The organism is Pseudoxanthomonas sp. YR558, from assembly GCF_900116385.1.
In the GTDB taxonomy this organism is placed as follows: domain Bacteria; phylum Pseudomonadota; class Gammaproteobacteria; order Xanthomonadales; family Xanthomonadaceae; genus Pseudoxanthomonas_A.
This window is the reverse complement of sequence record NZ_FPCI01000001.1, coordinates 1,509,685-1,518,981: the sequence shown is the minus strand read 5'-3', so window position 1 is coordinate 1,518,981 and position 9,297 is coordinate 1,509,685. Positions and strand designations below refer to the sequence as shown.

The 9,297-nt window shown below is 65.2% G+C and carries 11 protein-coding genes; 2 read left to right on the top strand and 9 right to left on the bottom strand.

The window, feature by feature from the left end:
- Window positions 1-20 precede the first annotated feature (20 nt).
- The 9 genes from BM365_RS07315 to BM365_RS07275 all read right to left on the bottom strand — a co-directional run bounded on the left by BM365_RS07315 (window position 21) and on the right by BM365_RS07275 (window position 7,810).
- A complete protein-coding gene (locus BM365_RS07315; protein ID WP_158253544.1) occupies window positions 21-428 on the bottom strand; it encodes a GtrA family protein in 408 nt (135 codons plus the stop codon).
- Complete coding sequence (locus BM365_RS07310; protein WP_093487894.1) at window positions 428-1,108, bottom strand: class I SAM-dependent methyltransferase; 681 nt, start codon at window positions 1,106-1,108, stop codon at window positions 428-430. Before BM365_RS07310 ends, BM365_RS07315 begins: the two co-directional genes overlap by 1 nt.
- A 25-nt stretch (window positions 1,109-1,133) precedes the next feature.
- Entirely contained in the window at window positions 1,134-1,658 is a 525-nt protein-coding gene (locus tag BM365_RS07305; protein ID WP_093487892.1) for an NUDIX domain-containing protein, read from the bottom strand.
- Complete coding sequence (locus BM365_RS07300) at window positions 1,645-3,054, bottom strand: mannose-1-phosphate guanylyltransferase/mannose-6-phosphate isomerase (protein WP_093487890.1); 1,410 nt, start codon at window positions 3,052-3,054, stop codon at window positions 1,645-1,647. The genes BM365_RS07305 and BM365_RS07300 overlap by 14 nt, the downstream gene beginning before the upstream one ends.
- Before the next feature lie 13 nt (window positions 3,055-3,067).
- On the bottom strand, window positions 3,068-4,450 hold the full coding sequence (locus tag BM365_RS07295) for a phosphohexomutase domain-containing protein (RefSeq protein WP_093487888.1): 1,383 nt from the start codon (window positions 4,448-4,450) through the stop codon (window positions 3,068-3,070).
- Between the two features lie 26 nt (window positions 4,451-4,476).
- A complete protein-coding gene (locus BM365_RS07290) occupies window positions 4,477-5,061 on the bottom strand; it encodes a hypothetical protein (protein WP_093487886.1) in 585 nt (194 codons plus the stop codon).
- A gap of 46 nt (window positions 5,062-5,107) precedes the next feature.
- Window positions 5,108-6,052, bottom strand: a complete 945-nt coding sequence (locus tag BM365_RS07285) for an electron transfer flavoprotein subunit alpha/FixB family protein (RefSeq protein ID WP_093487884.1) — start codon at window positions 6,050-6,052, stop codon at window positions 5,108-5,110.
- On the bottom strand, window positions 6,052-6,798 hold the full coding sequence (locus BM365_RS07280; protein ID WP_093487882.1) for an electron transfer flavoprotein subunit beta/FixA family protein: 747 nt from the start codon (window positions 6,796-6,798) through the stop codon (window positions 6,052-6,054). Before BM365_RS07280 ends, BM365_RS07285 begins: the two co-directional genes overlap by 1 nt.
- Window positions 6,799-6,874: 76 nt before the next feature.
- Window positions 6,875-7,810: an ATP-grasp domain-containing protein gene (locus BM365_RS07275; protein ID WP_175502050.1), complete on the bottom strand. Its 936-nt coding sequence runs from the start codon at window positions 7,808-7,810 to the stop codon at window positions 6,875-6,877.
- A 111-nt stretch (window positions 7,811-7,921) separates the two neighbouring features.
- Between BM365_RS07275 and BM365_RS07270 the strand changes: the two genes are divergently transcribed.
- A complete protein-coding gene (locus tag BM365_RS07270) occupies window positions 7,922-8,653 on the top strand; it encodes a CoA transferase subunit A (protein ID WP_093489568.1) in 732 nt (243 codons plus the stop codon).
- A complete protein-coding gene (locus BM365_RS07265) occupies window positions 8,653-9,288 on the top strand; it encodes a CoA transferase subunit B (protein WP_093487880.1) in 636 nt (211 codons plus the stop codon). Before BM365_RS07270 ends, BM365_RS07265 begins: the two co-directional genes overlap by 1 nt.
- Window positions 9,289-9,297: the final 9 nt, after the last annotated feature.

The following is a 9,297-nucleotide window of genomic DNA, read 5'->3' as shown; positions in this document are numbered from 1 at the left end:
TCCGCCGACCGTGGCGTCGTTTAAGGGGAGGGTTCCCGCGCATCCGGCCCGACGGGATGGTGCTGGCGGAATACGTAGAACTTGTTGAGCAGGAACGACGCGGCTACATAGGCCGCGCCGGCAATGACTTGGGAGAGTCCTGCATGGATGCCGGCCCAATGCACGCACGCGTATAGCAGTGCCAGGTTGGCGACGTACGCCACGACGAACACGACGAGGAAACGCATGGCTTCGCCGGGCCCAGTGGCCTCGCTCTTGAACGTGAAAACGCGATTCAGCACGTAGGACGTTATCAGTCCGCATACATAGCCGATCGCGTTGCTGACGAAGGTGCCCAGCCCAAGCCAGTACATGCAGGCGAAGATGATCGCAAAGCCATACAGCGTGTTGAACACGCCGACCATGACGAACCGAATGAACTGCGACATTACGTGCGGTCGCCGCGCACCCAGTACTGACCGCCGAGCGGCAGCCATCCCAGGTACTTCTCCAGGCCGGAAAGCGCCGACAATCGCGGGGGAATGAACAGGCAGTACTCTTTGGCGCTCGGTCTCATGCCGGCGCCGGAGAACAGGCCGCGCAATTCCGACGGTTTCAGCAGCACCGCGTCCGCGTCGTAGGGACAGTTGTTGACGATGCGGCGTGTAACCGGGTTGTAGGGGTTGTGTTCGAAGACGAACGCGGAGCCGTTGGCCGTCAGCCGACGCGCGATGGTGTCCATCGCGCCCGCCCGCTCGCCCTGGGGAATGTGATGGAAAACGCCGGCGACGAAGATCAGGTCGAACTGGCCGATTTCCAGGTCTTCGCGTTCCACCTCGAAACGGACATCGGGCATGTCGTGCCGAGCGGTTTCCAGGCTGGCAGCAGAGATATCGGTGCCGATGACCTCCGCGCCGGGAAACGCCTGTTGCAGGAACGGGACGTTACGGCCAATGCCGCAGCCGTACTCAAGCACGCGCTTGACCGGGGTGCTGACCATGTCCCGCACGACGTCGACCTTGTAGCGGGCGAAGTATTCTTCATTGGCGGAGAAGAACTGCGTTCCTTCGCGCAGCAGTGCGTTGTAGTTGTCGGTGTATTGGTCGAAGTCGACCTTTTCCTTCGTCATGGCTGCGTCCCGGTGGCGAGATGGATCAGGGCAGGTAGCCGGTCGAGAATGACAGGGCCAGCTGACCGCCTTCGTAGTATCCCACGGATGCCGATAACGCTTCGCGTACGCGGCGCGCGGTCGCGGCGGGGAGCAGCGTCAAGGCCGTTTCCGTTTCCGTGAATCGCACCTGCAGCACCTCCACGCCGTCGGCACGCAAGGACTGGTCTTGCTGTCGCGTGCGGGCCGAGAAGAGGAAGTGGATCGATTCGGAGAATCCGTCTTGCGCGTTCACCGCGTCGACGCACAGCAGTCCGGTCAGCTGCACGTCCAGCCCGGTTTCCTCCCGCACCTCACGGATGGCGGCCTGGGCCGGCGTTTCGCCTGCTTCCACGACGCCTCCGGGAATCATCCATTCTGGCCGATAGGCAGGTTTCACCAACAGAATCGCGCCGCGCGCATCGCGCAACACCACGCCCGCCGAGCACCGGCGCCGGGGTAGCTGCGCATCGATGGCGGCGCGGGCTTCGTCGTCGCTCAACTGTCCTTCTCGTCGGTCAGGCCCGACCATACGAATCTTCGAACCGGACGATGTCGTCCTCGCCCAGATAGCTGCCCGATTGCACTTCGATCAGTTCCAGCGGCAACTTGCCGGGGTTGCGTAGGCGGTGGGTGACGCCCAGCGGGATGTAGGTGCTCTGGTTCTCGGTAAGCAGTACGACCTCGTCTCCCCTCGTCACTTCAGCCGTGCCGCTCACCACGATCCAATGTTCCGCGCGATGGTGGTGCATCTGCAGGCTCAAGGTCGCGTTTGGCTTGACCGTGATGCGTTTGACCTGGAAGCGTGTGCCGTTGTCGATCGAATCGTAGGCGCCCCACGGACGATATACCTTCCGGTGTGCGGCGGCCTCACTGCGGCCGTCGCGCTTTATCCGAGACACGATTTCCTTGATGTCCTGCATGCTGTCCCGATGGCCCACCATGATCGCGTCGTCGGTTTCGACCACGATGGTGTCCTTCAAGCCCACCATTGCGATCAAACGGTTGCCGTACGCGTACGTATCGGTGCAGTTGATCTGGATGACGTCTCCATGGTGGGCATTGCCGCGATCGTCCTTGTCCGAGACCTCCCACAGGGCAGTCCACGAGCCGAGATCGCTCCAGCCTGCATCCAGCGGCACTACAGCGGCGCGGGTGGTCTTCTCCATGACGGCGTAGTCGATCGAGTCGCTCGGGCTGGCCGCGAAAGCTTCGGGTGCCAGGCGGATGAAGTCGGTGTCGCGCGCCGCGTCGGCGAGCGCCGCCTCGCAGGCAGAGACGATCTGCGGATTGAACGCGCGCAATTCGGAAAGATAGGTGGAGGCCTTGAAAAGGAACATGCCACTGTTCCAGTAGTAATCGCCGGACGCGACGTAGCGCTGGGCGTTGTCCAGATCGGGCTTCTCGACGAAGCGTTCGACGTCCATGACGCCGCCGCCCTTCTTGGCCTTGATGTAGCCGTAGCCCGTTTCCGGGCCGGTGGGTACGATGCCGAACGTCACCAGCTTGCCGGCATCCGCATGCGTCGCGGCCATATGGACGGCCGCATGGAAGGCATGGTCGTCACGGATGACATGATCCGACGGCAGCACGAGCAGCAGCGCATCCTGGCCCTCGCGGGTAGCGATCAACGCGGCGACCGCGATGGCGGGCGCGGTATTGCGTCCACAGGGTTCGAGGACCAAGGCTTCAGGCGTGGTGCCGCTCTCGCGCAGCTGCTCGGCCGCCATGAAACGATGCTCGACATTGGCGACGACGATGGGCGCGCGCCCTGCGACGGGCGCCGCACGCTTCCATGTCGCCTGGAGCATGGTGTCCTCGCCGTCCGCGACGAGCGGCAGGAACTGCTTGGGATAGGCCTCGCGGGACAGGGGCCAGAGGCGGGTGCCGGACCCGCCAGACAAGATAACCGGAAGAATGGGCAACATGGATCGATCCTGATCAACGAGGGTGTAGGTCATTCCGTATGAGCGCCGAGATCTCCTGCGTACGCTCGTGCAGCAGTACGGGATCGGCCCGTGCTTCGACGTTCAAACGCAGCAGCGGCTCGGTGTTGGAGCTTCGGAGATTGAAGCGCCAGCTTCCGAAATCTGCGCTCACGCCGTCGGTATGGTCCAGCACGGGCGCGAGGGGCGAAAAATGATCGAGGATGCGCGCGGTGACGGCCGTGGCATCGTCGACCTTGAAATTGATCTCACCGCTGCAAGGGAACGCGCGCATGCGTTCCTCGACCATTTCGGCCAGGGTCGCGCCGCTTCCCGACAGTAGGGCTGCTACCAGCAACCAGGGAATCATGCCGGAATCGCAATAGAAGAAATCCCGGAAGTAGTGATGTGCGCTCATCTCGCCGCCGTATGCCGCATTCTCGGCGCGCATCCGTTCCTTGATGAAGGCATGCCCGGTCTTGCTCATGACGGGCACGCCTCCGGCGTCCTCGACCATCTCCACGGTGTTCCACGTCAAACGCGGGTCGTGGATGATGCGCGCGCCTGGCGTATGCCGCAGGATCGCCTGCGCGAACAGTCCGACAAGGTAGTATCCCTCGATGAAGCGACCGTCGCTGTCGAAGAAGAAGCAACGGTCGAAGTCGCCGTCCCAGGCGAGCCCCATATCCGCATCGTGGCGCTGCACGGCATCCGTCGTCGCGCTTCGATTCTCTGGCAGCAGGGGATTGGGGATGCCGTTCGGGAATAGCCCGTCCGGTTCATGGTGCACGTGCACGAATTCGAAGGGCAGGTGGGGCGCCAGCAGGTCGATGATGGGTCCCGCACTGCCGTTCCCCGCATTCACGACGATGCGGAGGGGCTTGAGGCGCTCGCGATCGACGTAACCCAGCAGGTGGTGGATATAGGCGGACTTGTCCAGGTGCTGGCGGACGGGCGCTGGCGGACCGGCAGCGGGCGCGACGCCGGCTGCGAGTCGGGCCGCCACGTGCTCGCGGATGACGGATAGGCCGGAGTCGCCGCTTATCGGCCGGGCCTGCTCACGCACCAACTTCATTCCGTTGTAACCCATCGGATTGTGGCTGGCGGTCACCATGACGCCGCCGGCGGCAGCCAGATGCGCGGTCTGGAAGTACACCTCTTCGGTCCCGCACAGGCCAATGTCGATCACTTCACGACCCTGGGAAGCCAGGCCCTTGGCCAACGCATCCTGGAGCGCGGCGCTCGTGGTGCGGACATCGCGTCCGAGGACCACGGGGCCGGGTCCCAGGATCGTTGCCATGCCTTCGCCCATCCAGTACGCGATGTCGTCGTTCAACTCTTCGGGAACACGGCCGCGGACGTCGTACGCCTTGAAACAGGAAAGATTGGAATAAGTCATGGATGCGTTGGGAACGGGCGCCGCGTTCAGGGGGAAGTGGGCGTGGCGGACGGGTCGCAGAGGCGGGCCTCGCAGATTTTCAGGGGGCCCAGGTCGATCGCGCCGTACTCGCTCGTCTCGTACCAGCGTGCCCCCTCCTGGACCAAGGCAATGCGGACCTTGCGTCCGTCGAGGCGGGGATCGAATGGCACCGTGACGGGCACGGTCGCTTCGCTGCCGCCGGCGATGTAGGGCAGGGGCACGCGCACGAATTCACGCAGGCCCCCTGGTCCATCCGCGTTGTCTCCTTCGCCGAGGATCTGGATGCCCAGATTCACCGGCATCTTTCCTTGACCGGACACGCCCTGCGTCCCCGGATTGGCCACCTTCACCTGGATATCCAGGCTCGCGCCGTCGGCCGAGGGCTGGGGTTCGCCGGCTTTGCTGAGATGCACGAGGAAGTTTTCGGCGGGGATCGCTTCGTTGACAGTGCGTGGATCGGCGGGAGCCTCGGCGGGTGTGGCGGCGACGGGTTCGGTCGGCTCGCCGGGCGTGCCACTTTGTTGCCCATTGCAGGCGGCCAACGAAGCGGCGATCACAAGCGCAAGAATGGTGAACTTCACGCGATTCATTCGGAAGATTCCTTTGGAGGAGGTCGAAGCAGGATGGTCGTGCGGATCAGGAAGCCAGCGCGGCTTCGAGTTCAGGCAGCAGCTGGAACAGATCCCCCACCAGCCCGATATCCGCAATTTCGAAGATCGGCGCTTCGCCGTCCTTGTTGATCGCGACGATGGTGCCGGCGTCCTTGATGCCGGTCAGATGCTGGATGGCGCCGGAAATGCCGACGGCCACGTACAGCTCGGGCGCGATGATCTTGCCGGTCTGGCCGACCTGGAGCTCGTTCGGCACGTAGCCGGCGTCCACGGCGGCGCGTGATGCGCCGACGGCCGCGCCCAGCTTGTCGGCCAGGGCGTAGATCACCTTGAAGTTCTCGGCCGATCCAACGCCGCGACCGCCGGAGACAACGCGCTTGGCGCTCTGCAGGTCGGGGCGGTCGGACTTGCCGGCGGCCAGGCCGACGTAGCGAGTGTGGGTAGGGAGCGTAGCGTCCACGTTTGCCGCTTCGACGACCGCGCTACCGCCCTTGGCGGCTTCCGGCCAGGAGGCGGTGCGAACGGTGGCGACGACGGTCTGGTCGGCCGGAGTTTCAACGGTGATGATCGCGTTGCCGGCGTAGATCGGGCGCTTGAAGGTGTGCGTGCCTTCCAAGGCCATCAGGTCGGAGACCTGGTTGACGCCGAGCAGGGCGGCGACGCAGGGCAGCAGGTCCTTGCCGAACGTGGTGGACGGCGCGAACACGTGTGTGTAGCCCGCGGCGAGTTTGGCGATCTGCGGGGCCAGCACCTGGGCGATGGCGTTCGCATTGGCGGCATGGGCGACGGTCAGCACCTTGGCGACACCGGCGATCTGCGCGGCGTCGGCGGCGATGGCGGTCGGGTCGGCGGCCAGCACGACCACGTCGATGGCGTCGGCGTTCACGGCGGTGGCGGCGCTGACGGTCTTGGCGGTGGAAGCGTTGAGCTTGCCGTCCAGGTGTTCGGCGATGACGAGAACCTTGGCCATTACAGCAACCCCTTCTGCTTGAGTGCGGCGACCAGTTCGGCCGCGTCCTTCACCATGACGCCCTTGCTGCGCTTGGCAGGCGGGGCGTAGTGCGTGGTCTTGTGCGTATCGGCGGATTCGACGCCGAGGTCGGTCAGCTGCAGGGTTTCCAGCGGCTTGCTCTTGGCCTTCATGATGTCGGGCAGCTTGATGAAGCGCGGTTCGTTGAGGCGCAGGTCGGTGGTGACGACCGCGGGCAGGTCGACCTCGAGCGTTTCCAGGCCGGCATCGACCTCACGGACCACGGTGGCCTTGCCGTCGGCGATGTCGAGCTTGCCTGCGAACGTCGCCTGCGGACGGCCCCACAGCGTGGCAAGCATCTGGCCGGTCTGGTTGGCATCGTCGTCGATGGCCTGCTTGCCGAGGATCACCAAGTCCGGCGACTCCTTTTCGACCAGCTTCAGCAGGGTACGGGCGGCGGTCAGCGGCTGGATGGCCTGGTCGGTGACCACGTGGATGGCACGGTTGGCGCCCATGGCCAGGCCGTTGCGCAGGTGGGCCTGGGCGTCGGCGGGAGCGATGGTGGCGACCACGACTTCCGTGGCGATGCCCTTATCGCGCAGGCGCAGGGCTTCTTCCAGCGCGATCTCGTCGAAGGGATTGGGGGACAGCTTGACGCCGTCGGTGACCACGCCGGACCCGTCCGGCTTGACCTGGATGCGGACGTTGTAGTCCACCACGCGCTTGTAGGCGACGAGAATCTTCATCCTGCGGGAATTCCTGTATGCGACGGTGAGGCCCGGCCGCGGCGGCTGGCCGAGGGCAGAACGTCGATTTTAGCCGTCAGGCCCTGTCCATGCGAGCCCGTACGGTGGCGTCTGCAAGCCGTTCCGCCAGTAGCGCGGCAAACCGTGCGGCGCTGCCGGGGGCCTGGTCGAAGAACAGCGAGGGTTCGGTCAGTTCCAGCTCGAGCAGGCAGGGATGTCCGTCCGGACCGGGCAGCAGGTCGACGCGTGCATACGACAGTGGGGCATCCAGCTGCCGCAGGCGGGCCGTCGCAGCCAGGATGCGCTCGGCGAGGGCGAGCTCCGAAGGCAGGGCATCGCGCGCGATGATGTCGCCTGCGGCCATGGGCGCCTGCCGCGCGGCTTCTCCAGGGGGCAGCTGCGCGCCTTTCCGGAGCGCGTGGCTGAACCGTCCGTCGAAATAGACCAGGGCGGTTTCGCCAGCCGCGTCCACCGTGGCCACATAAGGCTGCAGCATGACGCTGCGATCCTGGTCGAGCAGGCGGGCGATATGGTTGCCGGCGGCGAACTGCTGGTCGCGACGGTACCGCTGGGTGTCGCGCGCGCCCGCGCTGACCGCAGGCTTGACCACGAACTCCTCGTTGTCCGGGAACGCCTCGAGGAAGCGGGCCAGTGCATCCATGGGCTCGGCGTCCGGCTCCACGAATGACGTCGGCACCGTGGGGATGCCGACCGCGGCCAGGTCGGCCAGATAGTGCTTGTCGGTGTTCCAGCGCACCACGTTCAGCGGGTTCAACAGCGTGGTCACGCGATCCACCTGTTCTGCCCATGCGAGAAATTCGGGCAGCCGTTCGGTGTAGTCCCAAGGCGAGCGCAACAGCACCGTGTCGAAGCGTCCCCAATGCACGGTGGGATCGTCCCAGGCCACGGCGCGGGCATGCAGTCCGGCATCGGCGCAGGCGTCTAGCAGGGGAACGAGGTCATCGTCATGCCCGGTGGCAGCGACGGCGGTGACGAGGGCGACGGTTCTCATGCCGGAAGTGTACGCGCACGTCCCATACGGGATTCCCATTGCCCGAAAGTACCTGTGTCGCTTCGGGGTGGCTGGGTAGAATGCGGACTTTCCTCACGAATGGATCGCGCCATGGCGGGTAACCCGGCCTCCGGAGGCAAGCAAAAGCTCTACCCCAGCGCAGCGGCTGCGCTGGACGGCGTCGTGGCGGACGGCCAGACCCTGGCCGTCGGCGGCTTCGGCTTGTGCGGCATCCCCGAGGCGCTGATCGGCGCGCTCCGGGACAGCGGCGCGAAAGGGCTGACGGCGATCTCCAATAACGCGGGTGTCGACGGCTTCGGCCTGGGCCTGCTGCTGGAGACCCGGCAGATCAAGAAGATGATTTCGTCCTACGTGGGCGAGAACAAGGAATTCGAGCGCCAGTTCCTCTCGGGTGAACTGGAGCTGGAATTCAATCCGCAGGGCACGCTGGCCGAGCGCCTGCGCGCCGGTGGTGCGGGCATCCCCGCGTTCTTTACCCGCACCGGCTTCGGCACGGTGGTGGCGGAAGGCAAGGAAACCCGCCAGTTCGGCGAGCACTGGTATGTCATGGAAACCGCGCTCGCTGCTGACGTGTCGCTGGTCAAGGCCTGGAAGGCCGACAAGGCCGGCAATCTGGTGTTCCGCAAGACCGCGCGCAACTTCAATCCGGCCTGCGCCATGGCCGGCAAGGTCTGCATCGCCGAGGTCGAGGAAGTGGTGGAGGTGGGCGCGATCGACCCCGATCACGTCCATCTGCCAGGCATCTACGTGGACCGCATCGTCCATAACCCGACCCCCGAGAAGCGCATCGAGCAGCGCACCGTTCGCCAAGGAGACAAGTGATGCCCTGGACCCGCGATGAGATGGCGCAGCGCGCCGCACGCGAACTGACCGACGGCGCCTATGTGAACCTGGGCATCGGCCTGCCGACGCTGGTCGCCAACCACATTCCCGCCGGCGTGGACGTCTGGCTGCAGTCCGAGAACGGCCTGCTCGGGATCGGCCCGTTTCCGACCGAGGACGAGGTGGACGCCGACCTCATCAACGCCGGCAAGCAGACCGTCACCGCCCGCGCTGGAGCCAGCTATTTCGGCAGCCACGACTCCTTCGCCATGATCCGTGGCGGCCACATCGACTTGGCTGTGCTGGGTGCGATGCAGGTGACCGACAAGGGCGACCTGGCGAACTGGATGGTCCCGGGCAAGATGGTCAAGGGCATGGGCGGTGCCATGGACCTGGTCGCCGGCGTCAAGCGCATCGTCGTTCTGATGGAGCACGTGGCCAAGGACGGAAGCCACAAGATCCTCCCGCAATGCGACCTGCCCCTGACCGGCGTGGGCGTGGTCGACCGGATCATTACCGATCTGGCGGTGTTCGACGTGACCCCGCAGGGCCTGATGCTGGTCGAGGCGGCGGATGGTGTGACGGAGGCCGAACTGCAGGCCAAGACAGGCGTCACTTTCTCCACCACAGTTTGACCGACTGCC